The organism is Mesorhizobium sp. EU05-FHT14A09 (assembly GCF_058790995.1).
Genome location: NZ_JBYTDF010000015.1, coordinates 24,999 through 44,333, shown reverse-complemented (window position 1 = coordinate 44,333; position 19,335 = coordinate 24,999). Strand labels below are relative to the sequence as shown.

Here is a 19,335-nt window from a genome sequence, read left to right as displayed (position 1 = left end):
GATGGATCAGAACCAAACCGCGGTCGCCGAAGCGGCGGAACGCCTGGTGGCCGCGTTCGGTCGTCACGACACCGAGGCCTATTTCTCGGCCTTCGCACCGGACGCCACCTTCATCTTCCACAATCATCCGGCGGTTCTGGCCAGCCGCGAGGACTACCGTCTTTTGTGGAAGGACTGGGAGACATCGCTCGGCTTCAAGGTTCTCGACTGCAAGTCATCCGACAGGGACATCCGGCTTTTCGGCGACATGGCGATCTTCACGCATCGCGTCGAAACCCGTGCGGCGTTCGGTGGTGAAGCCGTCACCAGCCATGAACGCGAAACCATCGTTTTCCGCAAGCACGATGGCCAATGGCTCGCCGTCCACGAGCATCTCTCGACCATGCCGGAAGCTTGAGAGCTCCTTCCGGTCCACCATTAGAGCGTTTCCGCTTTTTCGCGGAAACGCTCTAAAGTTTTGTTTTCAAAGCATTTTTGTAACGCCAAGTGAATCCACTTGGCTACAAAATGCTCCAACAGCATAGCAGGCCCGCATCGTGACCAGATCCTTCAACCAGCCGCTCGGCGGCAACGAGATGCCGCGTTTCGGTGGACCGGCGACCATGATGCGCCTGCCGACACAGCCGGATGCGACCGGTCTCGACGCCTGCTTCGTCGGCGTGCCGCTCGACATCGGCACGTCGAACCGCGCCGGCACCCGCTTCGGCCCCCGTCAGATCCGTGCCGAATCCTGCATGGTCAGGCCCTACAACATGGCGACACGCGCCGCGCCCTTCGACAGCCTGATGGTGGCCGACATCGGCGACGTGCCGATCGACACCTTCAACCTGCCGGCTTGCATGGACATCATCACCCGGCACTATGCGGGGATCATGGAAGCCTCGTGCATTCCGCTGACGCTGGGTGGCGACCACACCCTGACCTATCCGATCCTGCGCGCGGTTGCCGAGAAGCACGGTCCGGTTGGATTGATCCATGTCGATGCGCATGCCGATATCAACGATCACATGTTCGGCGAGGCGATCGCGCACGGGACGCCGTTCCGCCGTTCGGTCGAGGCGGGCGTGCTCGACACGCGCCGTTGCGTCCAGATCGGTCTGCGCGGCACCGGTTACGCGGCCGACGATTTCGACTGGCCACGCCAGCAGGGCTTCCGTGTCGTCCAGGCCGAGGAATGCTGGCACAAGTCGCTGTCGCCGCTGATGCAGGAAGTGCGCCAACAGATCGGCGACGGACCGGTCTACATCTCCTTCGACATCGACAGCCTCGATCCGGCCTATGCGCCCGGTACCGGAACGCCGGAGATCGGCGGGCTGACAACGGTGCAGGCGCTCGAGATCATACGCGGCTGCGCCGGCCTGAACATCGTCGGCTGCGACCTCGTCGAGGTCAGCCCGCCTTACGATACGTCCGGCAATACGGCGCTCGTCGCCGCCAATTTGCTGTTCGAGATGCTTTGTGTGCTGCCGGGTGTGAGGAGGAGGGTGTAGGGACGAGTGTTGCGACTTTCCTTCTCCCCTTGTGGGAGAAGGTGGCTGAGCCTCGGCGGCGCAGCCGCTGTAGGCGAGGTCGGATGAGGGGTGTTGGACTGAACGCCATCGACTTGGTTATCTACGTGGAGCGCCTCCACAGCGCGTAATATTGCTCAGCCTCATTTCTTCCAGCACCCCTCATCCGTCTCGGCGCTGCGCGCCGATCCACCTTCTCCCACAAGGGGAGAAGGAAACGGCCGCGCCTTACCCGCCCATGCCGGAACGCGGCAGATGGATGAGCCCGTCAAAACGCTGGCGCAGGCGGTCGTCGATGGCGCGGGGTACATGGTTCGGGAAACGTTCCGCCAGGATGCGCTTCTTCTCGGCAATGGCGCGCTGCAGGATGTCGGGCTTACCCCTTTCGTTCCATTCCTTGGGCGAAAAGCGGTCGCCGATGGCCGGGTAGAAATACTCCGTCTGCATCAGCTTCAGCGTCTGGTCATTGCCGAGGTAGTGGCCGGGCCCGTTAAGGCAGACTTCGGTGATGGTATCGATCGACAGCGCCTCGTCGCTGACCTCGATGCCGCGCACGCAGCGCAGGCATTGGCCGATCATGTCGTTGTCGATGATCAGGCTTTCCAGGCAGAAGCCGAGAAGGGAAGCATGCATGCCGGCGGATTCGTAGACGAGGTTGAGCCCCGACAGGCCGGCCATCACGTCGGTGATGCCTTTTTCGAAGCCGGACTGGATATCCGGCAGTTTGGAATCGGCCATGCCGGCGGCCGAACCGCCCGGCAGATCGTAGAATTGCGCCATCTGTGCGCAGGCTGCCGTCAAAAGCGCCTGCTCGGCCGAGCCGCCCGACATCGCGCCGGTGCGCAGGTCCGAGACGAAGGGCCAGGTGCCGAAAATGGCCGGATGTCCGGGTTTGAGGGCGTTGACATAGACCAGTCCCGCCAGCACTTCGGCCACCGCCTGCACCACGGCGCCGGCAATCGCCGCCGGTGCGGTCGCACCGGCCTGGCCGGCGGAAAGCAGCAGGATCGGTATGCCGCCTTCAATACAGGCCTCCAGCACGCCGCAGGCGTCCTCGGCGAACTTCATCGGCGGTACGACGAAACAGTTGGAGTTGGACACGAAGGGCCGGGCGCGGAAATTCTCCTCGCCACCGGCGATCGCATAGAGCATCTCCAGCGCCGGTTTCACGTTCTCGCGCACCGTGAACGAGGTGCCGACATGTTTGGACGTTCCCATCACGCAGGCGTAGAGCGTGTTGAAGTCCATCTCGAGCGGATCGGGAATGTCGCGCGGCACCATCGGCCGCTGGAAGAAGTGGATGTTGTCGAGGCCATCGACGATGCGTGCGGCATCATAGATGTCCTGCAACAGGCTCTCGCGGTATTCACGCTTCTCGACATCGACCAGATGCACGGCGGCACCCGCCGTGCCGTAATGCACGCGTTTGCCCTGGATCAACATGTCGTGTTTCGGATCCTGGCCGTGCAGCGTGAAGTTGCGCGCCGCCTTGCGGATGGTGTCGAGCACCAGCGCGCGCGGGAAGCGGATGCGGCCATCGTCGCTGTAGCTGGCGCCGACCCCGGTCAGCGCCTCGATGCAGGATGGAATGGCGTTGGCGAAGCCGACCGTTTCCAGCAGCGTCAGGACCGCCTCATGGACGCGTTCCAGGTCGTTCTGGGCCAATGGACCGTAGCGTCCGCCTTCCAGTCCGGCCCTCACTGGCCTAATGTCATCAGCCAGAGGCGCGGCACGCATGGCTCGTCGCGCCTCGCGCCCACCGGATCGTCGAGACCCGCCAGTGCCTTGTAAATCATGCTTTTCCGCCGTCATGGACATGGAAAACCTCCGCTTTTAGTCCCGAAGCTTTGCGCGTGGTGGTTGGTCCACCATCAGCGGGCTTCTTCCCCTTGTATTGGCGAACTATGTCAATCGCATTGGTACAGCATATGAGCCAAATTTACCCGGCCGGTGGACCAGATTCCGCAAATCGTTCGCCAGCATTGCCCCGTGACACATTCTGCAGTCGCCTTCAAAGATAAGGCTTGAGCCGGACCTTAGGTCATAGCTTACAGCGGTCCTCCGGAGGTTTCATGGACGAGCTTGCAAGGAACGTTCACATCGCCGAGACCGAATGGCTGACCGCCGCCGAATGCGCCGGCCGCATCGGCCTGACGGTACGGGCGCTCAGGCTGTACGAACGCTATGGCCTGATCGCGCCGCGCCGCACCGACAAGGACTGGCGGCTCTATGGCGCCGGCGACGTCGCCCGCCTCACCGAGGTCCTGGCCCTGAAACGGCTCGGCCTCAGCCTGTCGGCCATTGCCGGCCTGCTGGCTGGCCAGGCAACCGATATCGAGCGCCTGCTGCGCATGCAGCAGGCATTGTTGCGGGAGACGCGCGAGCGCGCCGACCAGGGCCTGGTCATCGTCGAGGCGTTGCAAGGCAAGCTTGCCGGCGGCGGTCGCGTGTCGATCGACGACCTCGTCAAACTGGCAAAGGAGACCCAGATGAGCGACATCTCGTCAGACGCCATCGCCTGGCGCCGCTATGAACAGACCAGGCCGCGCGCCGCGGTCGAAATCGCCCCCGCGCTTTATGTCGATTTTGCCGGCCACTATCAGCTGCAGGATGGGCCGGGTCTGGCCATTATCCACCGCGACGGGCATCTCTTTATCCAGGTGACCGGTCAACCCGAAGTGGAAGCCTTTCCCGAGAGCGACCATTCTTTCTTTCTCAAATTGGAACCGGCCCAGATCACCTTCATGCGCTCCGCCTCAGGCGTGGTCGACCGGTTGGTGTTGCACCAGGGTGGGTTGGATCTTCCCGCACAACGCATCGACGAGGCCGTCAGCCGCGAGATTCAGGCGGCGCTGGACAAGCGTATCCGCGACAAGACCCCGGTGCCGGACAGCGAGGTGCTGCTACGGGCGACGATCCGCGATCACATGCGCGGAGAACCCGATTACGAGCGGATGAGCCCGGCTTTGGCTGAAGCGGCCCGCACGCAGAGGGATTTCATCGCCAAGGACCTGGCGCGTTTCGGTGCCCTGATCGACGTGACGTTCCGAGGGGTCAATCAGGAGGGCTGGGACGTCTACGACGTGCGCTTCGAGCATGGCGAGGTGGAGTGGAGTTTTTCGCTGACGCCCGACGGCAAGTTCAGCGGCATGTTCCTGCGCCCAAGGCCTTAGGGGGAGCCCCCGTCGCGCCATTGCGACAGCCAAGTCCGTCGAATCATGAGGAACCGGTCCAATGGTCATTGGCTGGACTAAAGCGTTTCCGTTTTGCACGGAAACGCGGAAACGCTCCTATTCTTTGTTCTCACGCAATTCCGGACGGAAAACCGCTGCACACTTGTCCTGGAATTGCGCGCTACGCCTGCGTGTGCAGTCACGCCGTTGGGCAGCCGTCCTGCCTGGCATCATCGGTTTCGGTCCGCTGCTGGCCCAATCGGCCCGGACACGGGATGCTGGCCACCGGTCCACGGCAGGGCATCTGGCCAGGCTGCTGGCTTGGGCCAGCATACTGGCTGTGGTCACGCTGCTCACGGCCGGTGTCTGGTGGCTTCTGCCGGTGTGCCTGCCGGTATCCTTTGCCTTTCGCCTGCATTGACACTGGCGGTACCACACTCCTCGGCGCGGACCGAACCGTTCGGCTGGCATCGAGACGCTTCCACGACGGCGCCAATAGGTACGCCGGCTAATATCTCGTCGGTGCTCTCTGGAAAAGAAACCGCCCGGCTTTGGACCGGGCGGAGGTGAGCCGTCTGGGAGGATGCGGCTAAGCGGCTGCCGGTCGCCGGCCCGCTGCGGTAGCGAGCTCGCGTATGCCGGGTTCGATATGTTGCAGCGAAATGGACGATATGCCCAGTCGCATGAAGCGCGACGGTTTGTCGGCGCGGTCGAAGAAGCGGTCGCCTGGTTCGATGATCACGCTGCGGCTGGCTGCGGCTGTCGCAAGATCGCGCGAGTCGGTGCCGCGTGGTCCTTCCAGCCACAGCGAGGTGCCGCCGGCGGAGTCGGTGGCGCGCCATTCCGGCAGGAAGGCCGAGATGGCATTGACCAGCCGCTTGCGGCGCTCGTCGAAGGCGGTCGAAAGGCGACGCACCAGCGCCTCGTGATGGCCGAGCGACAGGAACAGCGCAACGGCGCGCTGGTTGTTGGCCGGCGGATGGCGCAGCATGAAGCGACGCAGCGCGCGCAGTTCGGCGATCAGCCCGGCAGAAGCCACGATGTAGCCGAGGCGCAGGCCTGGGGCGAGCGTCTTCGACATCGAGCCGACATAGACGACGCGGCCGGAGCGATCGATGCTCTTCAGCGCCTGCTGTGGCGCCTCATCCAGCAACTGGCTGTCATAGCCGTCCTCGATGATGATCTGGTTGTTGCGGTTGGCGCGGGCCAGAAGGTCCTGACGGCGTTCCTGCGACAACGGCACCATCGTCGGGCACTGATGGCTCGGCGTCACGAACACGAAGCCGGAATCGGCCGGGATCGCCGAGGTGACGATGCCGGACTGGTCGACCGGGATCGGCTGAATGTCGGCGCCGGCCAGCCGGAAGATCGAGCGGGCATCCGGATAACCGGGGTCTTCCATCGCCACCTTCGAGCCCTTGGCCATCAAGAGTGTAGCGAGCATGTAGAGCGCGTTCTGCGCGCCGAGCGTCACGATGATCTCGTCTGGGTTGGCGAAGATGCCGCGCCGCGGCAGCAGCCGGGCCTGGATCTGTTCGATCAGCAGCGGGTCGTCGCGGTCGACCATGTCCGAGGCCCAGTTGCGGATCTCCAGTACGGCCAGCGCCATGCGGTTGCACTCGCGCCATTCGGCGGTCGGGAACAGCGCCGGGTCGAACTGGCCATATACAAATGGATATGACGACTTGATCCAGTTGTCGTGCTTGTTGGGCGGCGGCATGTCGCTGGCAGCGATCTGGCGCAGCTTCTTCCAGTCGATCTCGTTGGCCTGCTCCGGCGCCTTCTGCGGCCGTGCCGGCGTTGCCAGCACCTCCGGATTGACGAAGTGGCCACGCCGTTCGCGCGCCACCAGGAAGCCCTGATCGACCAGCTGCTGGAAGGCGAGCACCACGGTGCCGCGCGCGACGCCGAGCTTTTCGGCCAGGATGCGGCAGGACGGAAGCGGCATGGATGCGGCGATCTGACGGTCGAGAATGGCGGCCACGATCGCCTGGCGGATCTGCGCCTGCAGGGTCTGGCCGGACTCGGCCGAAATCCTGAACAGGCCCGACCATATCGCTGTGTCGTTACGCTGTGGCATATTCGGGCGCTCCTCGTTGGTCAGTCTTTTTTGTTTTGTGGACCATTGGACTGTATGATTGGTCCAAGGGTTTGCGCCAATCAATTTTTCTGATCCTTGGGATTTATGCCAGTGATCCTTCATTCCCGCCGGTGAACACCAAAAAGTAGAAATTTCCCGCTCTGGTTGGCGGCGTGGCACCTTTGCCTCGGCCCGTTTCAGCCGGACGCAAAATGTACGCGATCGGCAACTTGAACCGATTGAAATTCCCCTAGATAACTTCCGGCAAATCTCTCGCTTGCCACAATCGCTCTGCTAGACTGCCGCTGAACCGCCACTCCTCGCCATTTTCCGGAGATCGCCGTGGACCGCACCGCTTTCGACAAACAGCTCGCCGCACTGCGCGCCCATCGCGCTGCAACCCCGATGAACATGCGCGAGGCCTTTGCCGCCGATCCGGACCGCTTCAAGCGCTTTTCGGCGCTGGACGGCGACATGCTGCTCGATTGGTCCAAATGCGCGGTCGACGAAGAGACGATGAAACTGCTCGAAGGCCTGGCCAGGGACGCCGACCTCGAAGGTCGCCGCGCGGCGATGTTCGCCGGCAAGCACATCAACATCACCGAGGATCGCGCCGTGCTGCATACCGCGCTGCGCAATCTCGACGGCAGGGGTCTTCATGTCGACGGCCAGGACGTGCAGAAGGATGTACGCTCGGTGCTCGACGCCATGAGTGTCTTTGCCGATGCCATCCGCACCGGCAAGGCCGCCGGCCACACCGGCAAGAAGATAACCGACATCGTCAACATCGGCATCGGCGGTTCGGATCTCGGCCCGGTGATGGCGACGCTGGCGCTCGCGCCCTATCATGACGGGCCGCGCACGCATTACGTCTCCAACATCGACGGCGCCCACATTCATGATACGCTGAAGGGCCTGTCTCCCGAAACGACGCTGATCATCGTCGCTTCCAAGACCTTCACCACCGTCGAGACGATGACCAATGCCGAGACGGCACGCAAATGGGTCGAGGCCAAGCTTGGCAAGGAGGCCGTCGGCAAGCATTTCGCCGCTGTCTCCACCGCGCTCGATCTGGTTGCCAAGTTCGGCATCGAGAAGGACCGCGTCTTCGGTTTCTGGGACTGGGTCGGCGGGCGTTATTCGGTCTGGGGCGCCATCGGCCTGCCGGTGATGATTGCCGTCGGTCCTGCAAACTTCCGCGCCTTCCTGGCCGGCGCCCATGACATGGACGAGCATTTCCAGTCTGCGCCGCTGAACAAGAACCTGCCGGTGCTGCTCGGCCTCGTTGGTTTCTGGCACCGCGTCGTCTGTGGTTATCCGGCCCGCGCCGTCATTCCTTATGACCAGCGCCTGTCGCGCCTGCCGGCCTATCTGCAGCAGCTCGATATGGAATCGAACGGCAAGAGCGTCATGCTGGACGGAGAAAAGGCCGTCACCCTGACCGGCCCGCTGGTCTGGGGCGAGCCCGGCACCAATGGCCAGCATGCCTTCTTCCAGCTCCTGCATCAGGGCACGGACATCATCCCGGTCGAATTCATTGCCGCTGCCATCGGTCATGAGCCCGAGCTCAGGCATCATCACGACCTGCTGCTGGCCAATGTCGTGGCGCAGTCGGAAGCGCTGATGAAGGGCCGCACGCTGGAAGAAGCGCGTGCGCAGATGCTGGCCAAGGGCATGAAGCCGGAACAGGTCGACAAGATCGCGCCGCACCGGGTCTTTTCCGGCAACCGGCCGTCGCTCACCATCCTCTATCGCAAGCTCGACCCGCGTACCTTTGGCCGGCTGATCGCGCTCTACGAGCACCGCGTCTTCGTCGAAGGCACGCTCTACGATATCAATTCCTTCGACCAATGGGGGGTCGAACTCGGCAAGGAACTCGCCACCAGCCTGCTGCCTGTCGTTGAGGGCAAGGAGAATGCCGCCAAGAGAGATGCCTCGACAGCGGGGCTGGTAGGACATATTCACCGGCTAAACGAACGGGAGTAGCTGGTTTGGCGGGCATCAAGGGTATTCTTTTCGACAAGGACGGCACACTGATCGATTTCCACGCCACCTGGGGTGGCGTGGCTGATCGCATGGCGCTGGAAGCGGCGAACGGCGATCGCGCCAGGGCCGACGAGCTGCTGGCCAAGGTCGGCTACGACTTCGAAACCAAGGGCTTCAAGGCGGACTCCATCTTCGCCGCCGGCACCAATGCCGACATCATCGAGCTGTGGTTTCCCGAATTGTCGGCGGCCGAGCAGCGCGAGGCGCTGGATCATTTCAATGAGATCTGCATCGAACAGGGTTCTGCCTTTGCCGTGCCGCTGCCCGGCATTGCCGAGTCGCTTGCAGCGCTGCACGCCAAATCCTACCGGCTGGGCGTCGCCACCAACGATTCCACCGCCGGCTGCGAGCGTACGCTGTCGGCCATCGGCATGGCGCAGCTGTTCGACGCCGCCTACGGTTATGACGCGGTCGCCAACCCGAAGCCGGCGCCGGACGCGGTCATTGCCTTCTGCGACCTCACCGGGCTGAAGCCTTCCGAGATCGCCATGGTCGGCGACAACCGACATGACCTCGACATGGCGCGCGCCGGCGGCTGCGGCCTGGCGGTGGGTGTTTTGTCGGGCACCGGCACGCGCGAGACCCTGGCACCACTGGCCGATGTGGTGCTGGCTTCCGTCGCGGATCTTCCGGCGTTCCTGGCTGGAAGAGGGTGAACGTGTCTATCTTTCCTCCCGCGAGGAAGAAAGCGATTTGAACATCTTGATGAGCACGCGAACAGGGAAGCGCAGCCCAAGTGCTAGAAATCGCACGAGAGGGGGAGCAGGCACATCGCGCCAGAGCTGTCGCATGGTTCGGGACGCATCCTCGATCCCTGATTGAAGGGTCGGTCTATCGGCGGGGTTCGTCGATAGATGGGCAGTCCGGATGATCTCCAATCGGCGGCGGTTGAAGGCCCGCGTCACCAAAATCAAAGCCACGAGCGTAATTGTCAGGCTGGCAAGAAGCGGCAGCGCACTCCACCCGCTGGTCAGCCAGCCGAGCAACGTGACAAGGATAAGAATTGCAAAAGGAAACGCCGTCATGCTTTCCAGGAAATTGAATTTCCTGACGGCTTCAGACTGCTCTTGGTTGAGCATCCTTGTTCCATCTGCCGTCGGATACCGCAGGAGCGGAAGGTTATTGTCTGCAACAGGCATCTGATAAATTTGCCTTTGTTGAATCCAGGTTGGCTCAAGCGCTGCATATCGAAACACAAAAGAGTAAATACGCCGCAAGGCATAAGATTAAACTCTTGCCTAGACGAGTTTCGCAACGATGCACGATCCCTTCCAGCATGCCACCTTGGGCGTCGGCGTCTTTTATCGTGATCCATGGGCAGCGCTTGAATGGCTTGAGCGTGCCTTCGGCTTCCAGCGCAGCATGCTGGTCACCGATCCGTCGGGCCGGCTGGTGCATTCCGAGATGCGCTTTGCCGATGCCTACATCGTCGTCGACCATGAATGGGCGGACGATATCGCCAGCCCTGTTTCGGTCGGCGGCAGGAACACGCAACTTGTGTATCTGAAGCTGCCTGGTGGTCTCGACGAACATTGCGAACGGGCGCGTCTCGCCGGCGCCGAGATCATGCAGGAGCCCGCCGATCAGTTCTATGGCGAGCGCACTTATCGGGCGCGCGATCCGGAAGGCCATGTCTGGACCTTTGCCGAGACCGTCCGGCATGTCCCGCGTGAGGAGGCCGAACAGCTGAGCGGCTGCCGGATCGACGGCTGGCACGCAGAATAGCAGGGTCATCGTAGCCTACTCTGCATTCGAAACCACTTCCTTTGAAACAGCCTTCACATTCCTCTGGCTTGATGGCCGCGGATCGGAGATTGTCGGCGTCTCGGTTGCGTCGGCTGGTGCCGGCGAGCAGGGCGATCGGGCAGGCCAATGTCAGCAAGCAGGATGGAACTATGCAGATCGGAATGATGGGACTGGGCAGGATGGGCGCCAACATGGTCAGGCGCCTGCAGCGCGACGGCCATGAATGCGTCGTCTACGATATCAATCCGGCCAGCGTCGAAGCCCTGGTCAAGGAAGGGGCGACCGGCGCAGGTTCGCTGGAAGAGTTCATCGGCAAGCTGGCCAAGCCGCGTGCCGTCTGGCTGATGCTGCCCGCCGCCATCACCGGCAAGGTCGCCGATCAGGTCGCGGGCCTTCTCGACAAAGGCGACATCATTATCGACGGCGGCAATTCAAACTATCGCGACGCGGTCGATCTCGCCGCGCGGTATGCCGAAAAGGGCCTGGCTTTCGTCGATGTCGGCACCAGCGGCGGCGTCTGGGGGCTGGAGCGCGGTTACTGCCTGATGATCGGCGGTCCCGATGCGGCGGTGAAGCACCTCGACCCGGTTTTCGCAACGCTGGCGCCCGGTGCGGACAATGGGGCTACGCCCGACAAGGCCGCCGGCACTGCGCCATTCGGTTATCTGCATTGCGGGCCGAGTGGTGCCGGTCACTTCGTCAAGATGGTGCACAACGGCATCGAATACGGCGTCATGGCCGCCTATGCCGAAGGCGTGAACATCCTCAAGGCCGCGAATTCCGGCAAGGCCAAGCGCAGTGCCGATGCCGAGACGACGCCGCTGTCGGAGCCGCAATATTACCAGTTCGACATCGACCTGCCGGCGGTCACTGAAGTGTGGCGGCATGGTTCGGTCATCGGTTCCTGGCTGCTCGATCTCACCGCCGGCGCGCTCAAGGCGGATCCTGCGCTGGCCGGGTACGGCGGCCGCGTCTCGGATTCCGGCGAGGGCCGCTGGACGCTGAAGGCTGCCATCGACACCGGCGTGCCGGCACCGGTACTGTCCGCCGCGCTCTTCGACCGCTTCTCCTCGCAGGGCGAGTCGGCCTTCGCCGACAAGCTTTTGTCCGCCATGCGTTATGCCTTCGGCGGCCATCTCGAAAAGCCGAAGGCGTAAGGGAGTACCGATCATGGCAGCGGCTGAAACCCGATCGGATGTGCTTGTGCTGTTCGGCGCCACAGGCGACCTGGCGCACAAGAAGATCTTCCCGGCGCTCTATTCGATGGTGGAGCGCGACCACCTGAAAGAACCGATCATCGGTATCGCCTATGACGACTGGACGGTGGAGAAGCTGGCCGAGCGTGCGCATGACGGCATCAAGGCGGCACTCGGCAAGGTCGATGAGAAAGTCTTCGCCAGGCTTGTTGGGCTGTTGCGCTATGTCAGCGGCGATTACCGTAACCAGGAAACCTTCGACAAGCTGAAGGAAGAGCTGAACGGCTTCCGCCATCCGCTCTACTATCTCGCCGTACCGCCTTCGATGTTCGAACCGGTGGTGCAGGGGCTGGAGCAGTCGGGTGGCGCGGTTGGCGCCAGGCTGATGGTGGAAAAGCCCTTCGGGCGCGACCTGCAGTCGGCGCGTTGGCTGAACCGGGTGCTGCACATCGTCTTCGACGAGAACTCGATCTTCCGCATCGACCACTATCTCGGCAAGGAAGCGATCCAGAACCTGCTCTACTTCCGCTTCGCCAACTCCTTCCTGGAGCCGATCTGGAATCGCAACTATGTCGAGAGCGTCCAGATCACCATGGCCGAGAATTTCGGCGTGCAGGGGCGCGGGAAATTCTATGACGAGGTCGGCTGCATCCGCGACGTCATCGAGAACCACCTGCTCAACATCATGCTGCTTCTGGCGATGGAGCCACCGTCTGGTCGCTCCGCCGAGGACCTGATCGACGAGAAGGTGCAGGTGCTGAAGGCGGTGCGCACGCTGACCAAGGACGATGTGGTGCGCGGACAGTTTGCCGGCTATCTGCAGGAGCCGGGCGTCGCGGCGGGCTCGACCGTCGAGACCTTCGCCGCCGTGCGCTTCTTCGTCGACACCTGGCGCTGGCAGGATGTGCCCTTCTTCATCCGCGCCGGCAAGAACCTGCCGGTGCGCGCCACAGAGGTCGTCGTCCGGCTGAAGCGGCCACCGCTCGATGTCTTCGACACGATCGCGCCTGACGAGGCCAATTATGTGCGGTTCCGCATCAACCCGGAAATCTCCATCAGCATCGGCGCGCGCCGCAAGCAGGCCGGCGACGCGATGGTCGGCGAGCAGGTCGAGCTTTCGGCCGTCGACGATTCCGCCGGCGACATGGAGCCGTATGAGCGCCTGATCGGCGATGCCATGAACGGCGATGTGCGCCTGTTCACCCGCCAGGATGCGTCGGAAGCGGCCTGGCGCATCGTCGGTCCGATACTCGATGACAAGAGCCAGCCGGCGATCTACGAGCCGGGCACCTGGGGGCCTGCCGAGACGATGGCCAAGTTCGGGCCGCCCAACGGCTGGATCGATCCGGCAAAATAGAGCCTGGGAAACGGGGCTGTATCGCAGAAAAAAGACCGGGACGCTTGGCGCCCCGGCCGAAGCAGAGGCTGAAAAGCCTCTCGGGAGGGAAGAACACAACCGGTGGTACGGGAGGAATCACCGGATGATTATTTCAGTTTGCAGCAAGATTCTGGCGTGCGCGAAGCATGGGATTCTGTTTTTGAAGCAATCCATGCAAAAATTGGCGTTATTGTTGCGAGCAATCGCAGGTGGCGTGGAAACTGAGTCCCTTCCGCCAGGGTTGAATTAGGACTCCTGAATAAACGAAAAGACAGTTGCCAGGGTCGCTGCGCCCACAGCACCGAAGTCGGTGACATGGTATTCGGCGATCGTCCTGAGCCGCCTGCGCGGCAGGTGGGCGCGGCCGGGATCGCCGACCAGCACCGTAACGCCGGCGGCAAGACAGCGGTCGAGGAAAGCGGTGACGCGCCGGGTAAGCCGGCGTTCGTAGAACAGGTCGCCGACCATCACCAGATCGACATGCGGGGGCTCCCCGATGGTCAGGTCGGCAAGCACGGGCTCGACCGTCACATCGTTCAATACGGCATTGAGGCGTAGCGCGGCGATCGCATGCGCATCGATGTCCGCAGCCATCACCTTGCCGGCGCCGGCTTTGGCTGCGGCAATGGCGACGAGCCCGGAGCCGGTGCCGAGGTCGAGGACCGCCAGGCCTCGCACCGTTTCGGGATGGTCGAGCAGATGGCGGGCCAGCACCGCGCCGCCGGCCCATTGATAGGCCCAGTAGGGCGAGAGTTTGCTGCGCCGTTCGACGACGCGGCGCAGTCCACTGCCGGGACGCGCGCCATGCAGCCGGATCTCGGGAATGCCCGGAACCGGTGCGACCGGCAGGTTGTCAGTAATGAAGGCTGAGACCTCGGTGATAGGCTCTGTTATTGCCTGATCGTCTGAATTTGCGCTCTCTGTCATTACCCGTTCCTGCTCGGTGGTGTATGCAGACCCGGCCTTGTCTGTGGACCCGTCGACACAGTTCGGCTAGGCATGGGGTCGATGATCAGGCATCGCGCTGACGCCGCGCTTCGCAGCCATGGATGTGCCGGACAATGCTTTGAAGGAGGCTCACGAGCATTCCTCCTATCATTGGGGTGAACTCTATCATAGCGCCGTCTGCGGCTGCTTTTACTGCTGTGAGACGTTCGATTTCAATGAGATCGAAGACTGGACGGACAAGGGCGTCACCGCGCTTTGTCCCGAATGCGGGATAGACGCGGTCATCGGCGAGGCATCGGGCTTTCCTGTCGAAGAGATCACGTTCCTTCAGGCCATGAAACGCTACTGGTTCAGTTAGTTCGCCGCAGAGAGAGGCACAAATCCGGGTGCGGCCTCACGCCATGAAGATCAGGCCCATGCCGGCCACCACCAGCGCGGCACCTGCCCAGGCACCGGCCGCCGGCCGTTCGCCGGTGCGCAGCCACAGCAGCGGCAGGATGATGACGGGCGAGGTTGCCGACAGCGTCGAGACGATGCCGACCTTGCCGCCGGAAAGGGCGAACAACAGCAGTGTCATGCCGATCGCCAGCGCCAGGATGCCGGTCAGCGCAGTCAGAGCCGCTACCTTCAAGGTCAGCGGGTTCTTGGGCTTCAGCGCTGGAATGGGCAGCTGGATCATGACGGTGAGGAAAGCGGCCGCGATGCCGACCCTGAGCATCGAAGCGACAAAGGGGTCGATGCCGGTTTCCATCACCGGCCGTGCGATGATGGAACCGATCGCCTGCCCGGTCGCGGCACCCAGCCCGAGCGCCACGCCGATCCACAGCGGACCTTTCACTGTCTCCCATTGATGCAGCTGCGCGCGGCGCTTCCCGAATAGGATGGCCAGCAGCACGCCGGCGACGACCAGCGCCATGCCGGCGAGCGCCTTCACGGACAACGTCTCGCCGAGCAGCAGCCAGCCGAGGATCGCCGCGATCGGGGCGTTGAGTGCGAACAGGATACCGGAACGGCGTGGGCCGACGCGGTTCAGCGTGGCGAACAGCAACGTGTCGCCGATGAAGATGCCGATGAAGCCGGAGGCGACAAGCGGCAGCACATTGGCCGTCTCGAGCTCGCGCCATGAGCCGGTCGCCAGCACATAAAGCGCCAGCATGGCGGTGACGAAGATCTGGCGCAGGCGATTGAACGCCGGTGCGCCGAGATGGCCGGCCGGTCCGGCCGAGATGATGCCGGTCAGCGCCCAGCAGGTTGCGGCGCCAAGTGCTGCGAGTTCGTGGATAGGCATCGGTCCTCGGTCGATCGGATTCAGTCTGGATGCCTGGCCGGCCCTTGCCGTCGAAAGCGCCTAGAAACGGCAGGCCAGGCATTCGTCGGCAAGCACATATTCGGCTTTCCAGTAATGCGGGTCGTCGATCTCGCGGAATTCGACACCGTCCGCAAGCGGGTAGCTGGTGTGGAACTGTTGCGCCAGCATGATCAGCAACCGGCAACGCGGCGGCCAGCCGCCGATCTCGACGATCCTGTTGCCGCGGGCGAGTTCGGCCTCGAGGATGGCTTGCAGCGGCGCCGCCATCGTCGCGACCGGTCGGCCGCCTTTTCCCTCGGATCCGCGCATGTTAGGACCCAGGCTCGTGGGATAACCGAAGCACAGCCTCGAAACCCGATACGCAACACAACGCCGTATCGGGGGCTCCTCCGTTGCGGCGAAACGCGCGACGGGACGGACACGTGAACTTTCGGATCTTCTTCCTGGCTTTGGCGACCTTCGCCACCGGCACTGCGGAAAACATCGTCATCGGTATCCTGCCGGATGTCGCTTCAGGCCTTGATATCCCGATCGGGCTTGCAGGCCAACTGACGGCTGTCTTCTCGCTCACCTTTGCGCTGACGGCCCCGCTTGCCCTGTCCCTCGCCACACGGCTGGAACGCAAGACCATGCTGGGTCTCGCGCTGCAGCTGTTCATCGCCAGCAACCTGCTTGCGGCGGCAAGCTCCAGCTATGCCGTGCTGTTCATAGCCCGGATCGGCATGGCTGCGGCCAGCGCCGTTGCCTGCCTGGTCGCAACTATGCTGGCGACGGAACTGGCCGGGCCGGCCAAGCGCGGCAGGGCAATCGGCATCATCTTCATGGGCATCAGCGGTTCCATGGTGCTCGGCGTGCCGGTGGGGATGCTGATCGGTGGTTATTTCGGCTGGCGCGCGGTTTTTGCAGCACTTGCCCTGCTTGCCGTGGCCGTGTTGCTGATCTGCCTGCGCACACTGCCGACGGCGGGGCGTGGCCGCCCGGCCGCGTCGGGCTATGTGCAGCATCTGCGCTCGCTGCCGCTGGTTGCCGGGCAGCTTGTTTCCATCCTGATGATCGGTGGCCATTTCATGCTGTTCGCCTATCTGGCGCCCTACCTCACCGAGGTGGTCGGGATAAAAACGGGTACTGTCGCGCTGGTCTTCCTCGCCTTCGGTGTCGCCGGCGTATGCGGTGGTTATTGCGGCGGCTGGCTGGCCGATGTCGCCGGTCCGCGTTTCGCCATCGTGGCGACGCCGGCCGCCTATCTGGTCGTGCTGCTCGCCATACCTCTGGCGGCAAGGGTGCCCGGGCTGTTCATTGTCGTCATGATGGCCTGGGCGATGATCAGCTGGATGATCTCGCCGGTGGTTCAGAGTTTCCTCATTGCGGCCGGACCACAGACGGCGGATGCCGGCGTCGGCCTCAACCTGTCGGCCATGCATGTCGGTGTCGGCCTCGGCACGGCCCTCGGCGGTCTCGCGCTGGCCTGGCTGCCGTTGCAGAGCCTGCCCTGGCTGGGCGGGGTGCTGGCGGCCGGCGCTGTGGCCGCCGCCTTTGTCGCCATGCGCTCTGGCGCTACGGCGATACGGGCCACACAGCCGGCGGTCTGAGCATTTTGCGGGAATTGCCCGAGGTCATCATCGCCGTCGGCTTTTTGTAACAGTTGACGCAAAACGCACCTTTTATATTAACGTCTGGGCAAGTGGCGAACCCGTAGGAGGGGGCTTCGCCCGGGACATTGTGATGAAACTCGACTTCCTGACCCTTTACATCGTCATCCTGCTCAACTCGCTGACGGTGGCGGTCATCTGGGGCGCGATCGCTTACCGCTACCGCAATTTCGCGGCGGCACGCGTGTGGTTGGCCGGCTGCGTGCTGTCCACCATCGGCGGCTGCGTGCTGGCGCTGCAGGGCAATGAGGGCAGCTATGTGCCGGCCGTGGTCGGCAACGGCTTCGTCATCTTCGGCTTCTGCATGTTCTGGATCGGCGTGCGCGTCTTCTATGGCCAGCCCGGTGGGCTGAAGGCGAGCATTGTCATCACTGCCGGCAGCTTGTTCCTGCTGCTCCTCCTCTTCGGCAGCCTGCAGGGTCGCAATCTCGTCTATGCTGGTGGCCAGTCGGTGCCGCTGGTGCTCGCCGCCTGGTACCTGCTGCGCTGGCATCGCAAGGATCTCGGCGCGATGATCGCGGCCACTGCCATGATCGTCGGCATCCTCGGCCATCTCATCGAAAGTGGCTTGAACGTGGGGCTGATGCTGGGCCGCGTCGACCAGGATTTCTACACCATGGTGGAATCCAACGCGCTGCTCTGTGTCATCTTCTCCGGCGTGGTATGGAACTTTGGCTTCACGGTGATGTCGATCGGAAGGCTGCGCGAGGAGCTTGCCGAGCTTGCCCAGACCGACGACCTCACCGGCATTCCCAATCGCCGCCATTTCCTGGCCCTGCTGGAAGCAGAAGACAAGCGCACGCGCCGCACCGGTCGCCATTTCTCGCTGATGCTGGTCGATATCGACCACTTCAAGAGCTTCAACGACACGCACGGCCATGCCTTCGGCGACCGCGTCCTGCGCCAGTTCGCCGAGATCGCCAGGGCGATGGTGCGCGGCAGCGATACCGTATTCCGACTTGGCGGCGACGAGTTCGCTATCATCTTGCCGGAAACCACCGCGCGCCAGGCAGAGAAGGTCGCTTCCGTTCTCGTCGCCACGGTGCGTGAAGGCAGCGGCAGGACAGAGGATGAAGAACGTTTCACCATCAGCGTCGGCATCGCCGAGTGGACGCCGGACATCTATGTCGCTGCTGTCGACCTTACCGCCAAGGCCGACGAGGCGCTTTATCGGGCCAAGGCGGCCGGCCGCGACGGCTACGCCATTTCCGGCATGAAGAACCGCAGACCAGCCGGGCAGAGCCACCTCAAGCTGGTGGTTTCGTAAGGGGCAGTTCCCCTTTCCTTTAAGCAGAAAAGGAAACGACGCTACCCAAAGCGCTCGCGGTATTCGCTGGGCGTGATGCCGAGCGCGCGTGTGAAGGCGCGGCGCAGTCCCTGCAGGTCGCCGAAGCCGCTGCTTGCGGCGATGCTCTTCATCGGCTGGCTGCTGTCTTCCAGCATGCGTTTGGCGGCTTCGAGCCGCAGTGCTTCCATGGCTGCCGCCGGCGTCTGGCCGACCGCGGCGTGGAATTTGCGGGCAAAGCTGCGCGGGCTCATCGCGGCGCGCTCGGCCAGCGCTTCGACCGACAGGTCTTCGGCGAGATTGTCCGCCGCCCAGGCGATCAGCTGCGAGAAAGCCTCGTTGCTCTGCAGGGCCAGCGTCGAACTGAACTGCTTCTGTCCTCCCGGCCGGCGCAGGAACACCACCAGCGCCTTTGCCACCATCATGGCAAGGCCGCGGCCGTGATCCTGCTCGACCAGATGCAAGGCGAGATCGATGCCGGCGCTGACCCCGGCCGACGTCCACACCGGCCCGTCCTGCTGGTAGATCAGTTCCGGCACGACAGTGGTGGAAGGGTAACGCGCCTGCAGCAGTTCCGTGGCGCGCCAATGCGTGGTGGCCTTGCGTCCGGCCAGCAACCCGGCAGCAGCCAGCAGGAAGGCGCCGACGCAGATCGAACAGATGCGCCGCGCCCGGCCGGCATTCTGCCTCAGCCAGTCGACAAGCGGCCGCTCCGCATCGTCCTCCAGGCTGGAACGGCCGCCCGGCACGATGATGGTGTCGACGGCACACATGTCGACCTCGGCAAGCCGCAGGGTGCCGATCGTCAGGCCCGAGCGCGTGCGCACCATGCCGCCAGCGATCGATGCCACCACGATCGCATAGATCGGCTGGCCGCCGTTTTGTTCGGTCGCGCTCGATGCGGTCGAAAAAACCTGCATCGGACCGACGAGATCGAGATCGGTCATGCCGTCAAAAGCGAGGAACAGGATGGTTTTTGGCATTTTGGCAGGAAGTGAAGCTTAGTTGTCATCCTGC

At 63.3% G+C, this 19,335-nt stretch carries 19 protein-coding genes; 12 read left to right on the top strand and 7 right to left on the bottom strand.

Features of this window, described 5'->3' with window-relative positions:
- Position 1: 1 nt before the first annotated feature.
- Positions 2-397 carry a YybH family protein gene (locus tag AC3WTO_RS29970; RefSeq protein WP_492464761.1) on the top strand — a complete coding sequence of 132 codons (396 nt, stop codon included), beginning with the start codon at positions 2-4 and terminating at the stop codon, positions 395-397.
- Between the two features lie 139 nt (positions 398-536).
- Positions 537-1,490: an agmatinase gene (gene speB / locus AC3WTO_RS29965; RefSeq protein ID WP_492464762.1), complete on the top strand. Its 954-nt coding sequence runs from the start codon at positions 537-539 to the stop codon at positions 1,488-1,490.
- A 246-nt stretch (positions 1,491-1,736) separates the two neighbouring features.
- On the opposite strand, the gene AC3WTO_RS29960 is transcribed toward speB, so the two are convergent.
- Positions 1,737-3,326 carry a trimethylamine methyltransferase family protein gene (locus tag AC3WTO_RS29960; RefSeq protein ID WP_492464763.1) on the bottom strand — a complete coding sequence of 530 codons (1,590 nt, stop codon included), beginning with the start codon at positions 3,324-3,326 and terminating at the stop codon, positions 1,737-1,739.
- Between the two features lie 254 nt (positions 3,327-3,580).
- Between AC3WTO_RS29960 and AC3WTO_RS29955 the strand changes: the two genes are divergently transcribed.
- The gene (locus AC3WTO_RS29955) at positions 3,581-4,681 is read left to right on the top strand and encodes a MerR family transcriptional regulator (RefSeq protein ID WP_492464764.1); all 1,101 of its coding nucleotides are present in this window, start codon (positions 3,581-3,583) and stop codon (positions 4,679-4,681) included.
- A gap of 163 nt (positions 4,682-4,844) precedes the next feature.
- On the top strand, positions 4,845-5,102 hold the full coding sequence (locus AC3WTO_RS29950) for a hypothetical protein (protein ID WP_492464765.1): 258 nt from the start codon (positions 4,845-4,847) through the stop codon (positions 5,100-5,102).
- A 168-nt stretch (positions 5,103-5,270) separates the two neighbouring features.
- Here AC3WTO_RS29950 and pdxR read toward each other — a convergent pair whose 3' ends face one another.
- Positions 5,271-6,761 carry a MocR-like pyridoxine biosynthesis transcription factor PdxR gene (gene pdxR / locus AC3WTO_RS29945; protein ID WP_492464766.1) on the bottom strand — a complete coding sequence of 497 codons (1,491 nt, stop codon included), beginning with the start codon at positions 6,759-6,761 and terminating at the stop codon, positions 5,271-5,273.
- Between the two features lie 342 nt (positions 6,762-7,103).
- On the opposite strand from pdxR, the gene pgi reads away from it, so the two are divergent.
- Together pgi and AC3WTO_RS29935 are read left to right on the top strand one after the other, a co-directional pair.
- Positions 7,104-8,747, top strand: a complete 1,644-nt coding sequence (pgi, locus tag AC3WTO_RS29940; RefSeq protein WP_492464767.1) for a glucose-6-phosphate isomerase — start codon at positions 7,104-7,106, stop codon at positions 8,745-8,747.
- A gap of 5 nt (positions 8,748-8,752) precedes the next feature.
- Positions 8,753-9,463, top strand: coding sequence for an HAD family hydrolase (locus AC3WTO_RS29935; protein WP_492464768.1), 711 nt, complete (start codon positions 8,753-8,755; stop codon positions 9,461-9,463).
- Between the two features lie 6 nt (positions 9,464-9,469).
- On the opposite strand, the gene AC3WTO_RS29930 is transcribed toward AC3WTO_RS29935, so the two are convergent.
- A complete protein-coding gene (locus AC3WTO_RS29930; protein ID WP_492464769.1) occupies positions 9,470-9,886 on the bottom strand; it encodes a hypothetical protein in 417 nt (138 codons plus the stop codon).
- 178 nt (positions 9,887-10,064) lie between these two features.
- Between AC3WTO_RS29930 and AC3WTO_RS29925 the strand changes: the two genes are divergently transcribed.
- From AC3WTO_RS29925 to zwf, 3 genes are all read left to right on the top strand, one after another.
- A complete protein-coding gene (locus tag AC3WTO_RS29925; protein ID WP_492464770.1) occupies positions 10,065-10,532 on the top strand; it encodes a VOC family protein in 468 nt (155 codons plus the stop codon).
- Positions 10,533-10,702: 170 nt separating this feature from the next.
- A complete protein-coding gene (gene gnd / locus AC3WTO_RS29920; protein WP_492464771.1) occupies positions 10,703-11,710 on the top strand; it encodes a phosphogluconate dehydrogenase (NAD(+)-dependent, decarboxylating) in 1,008 nt (335 codons plus the stop codon).
- Positions 11,711-11,723: 13 nt separating this feature from the next.
- The gene (zwf, locus tag AC3WTO_RS29915; RefSeq protein ID WP_492464772.1) at positions 11,724-13,106 is read left to right on the top strand and encodes a glucose-6-phosphate dehydrogenase; all 1,383 of its coding nucleotides are present in this window, start codon (positions 11,724-11,726) and stop codon (positions 13,104-13,106) included.
- 267 nt (positions 13,107-13,373) lie between these two features.
- On the opposite strand, the gene AC3WTO_RS29910 is transcribed toward zwf, so the two are convergent.
- Positions 13,374-14,054 (bottom strand): class I SAM-dependent methyltransferase, encoded by a 681-nt coding sequence (locus tag AC3WTO_RS29910; protein WP_492464773.1) that lies wholly within the window; start codon positions 14,052-14,054, stop codon positions 13,374-13,376.
- Positions 14,055-14,172: 118 nt separating this feature from the next.
- Between AC3WTO_RS29910 and AC3WTO_RS29905 the strand changes: the two genes are divergently transcribed.
- The gene (locus tag AC3WTO_RS29905) at positions 14,173-14,433 is read left to right on the top strand and encodes a cytoplasmic protein (protein WP_492464774.1); all 261 of its coding nucleotides are present in this window, start codon (positions 14,173-14,175) and stop codon (positions 14,431-14,433) included.
- A gap of 36 nt (positions 14,434-14,469) precedes the next feature.
- On the opposite strand, the gene AC3WTO_RS29900 is transcribed toward AC3WTO_RS29905, so the two are convergent.
- Positions 14,470-15,363, bottom strand: a complete 894-nt coding sequence (locus AC3WTO_RS29900; RefSeq protein WP_492464775.1) for a DMT family transporter — start codon at positions 15,361-15,363, stop codon at positions 14,470-14,472.
- A gap of 60 nt (positions 15,364-15,423) precedes the next feature.
- A complete protein-coding gene (locus AC3WTO_RS29895) occupies positions 15,424-15,693 on the bottom strand; it encodes a hypothetical protein (protein WP_492464776.1) in 270 nt (89 codons plus the stop codon).
- A 113-nt stretch (positions 15,694-15,806) separates the two neighbouring features.
- Here AC3WTO_RS29895 and AC3WTO_RS29890 point away from each other — a divergent pair, with 113 nt between their 5' ends.
- Positions 15,807-16,973, top strand: coding sequence for an MFS transporter (locus AC3WTO_RS29890; protein ID WP_492464777.1), 1,167 nt, complete (start codon positions 15,807-15,809; stop codon positions 16,971-16,973).
- A 133-nt stretch (positions 16,974-17,106) separates the two neighbouring features.
- On the top strand, positions 17,107-18,300 hold the full coding sequence (locus AC3WTO_RS29885; RefSeq protein ID WP_492464778.1) for a GGDEF domain-containing protein: 1,194 nt from the start codon (positions 17,107-17,109) through the stop codon (positions 18,298-18,300).
- 41 nt (positions 18,301-18,341) lie between these two features.
- Here AC3WTO_RS29885 and AC3WTO_RS29880 read toward each other — a convergent pair whose 3' ends face one another.
- Positions 18,342-19,301 carry a GlxA family transcriptional regulator gene (locus AC3WTO_RS29880; RefSeq protein WP_492464779.1) on the bottom strand — a complete coding sequence of 320 codons (960 nt, stop codon included), beginning with the start codon at positions 19,299-19,301 and terminating at the stop codon, positions 18,342-18,344.
- Between the last annotated feature and the right edge of the window lie 34 nt (positions 19,302-19,335).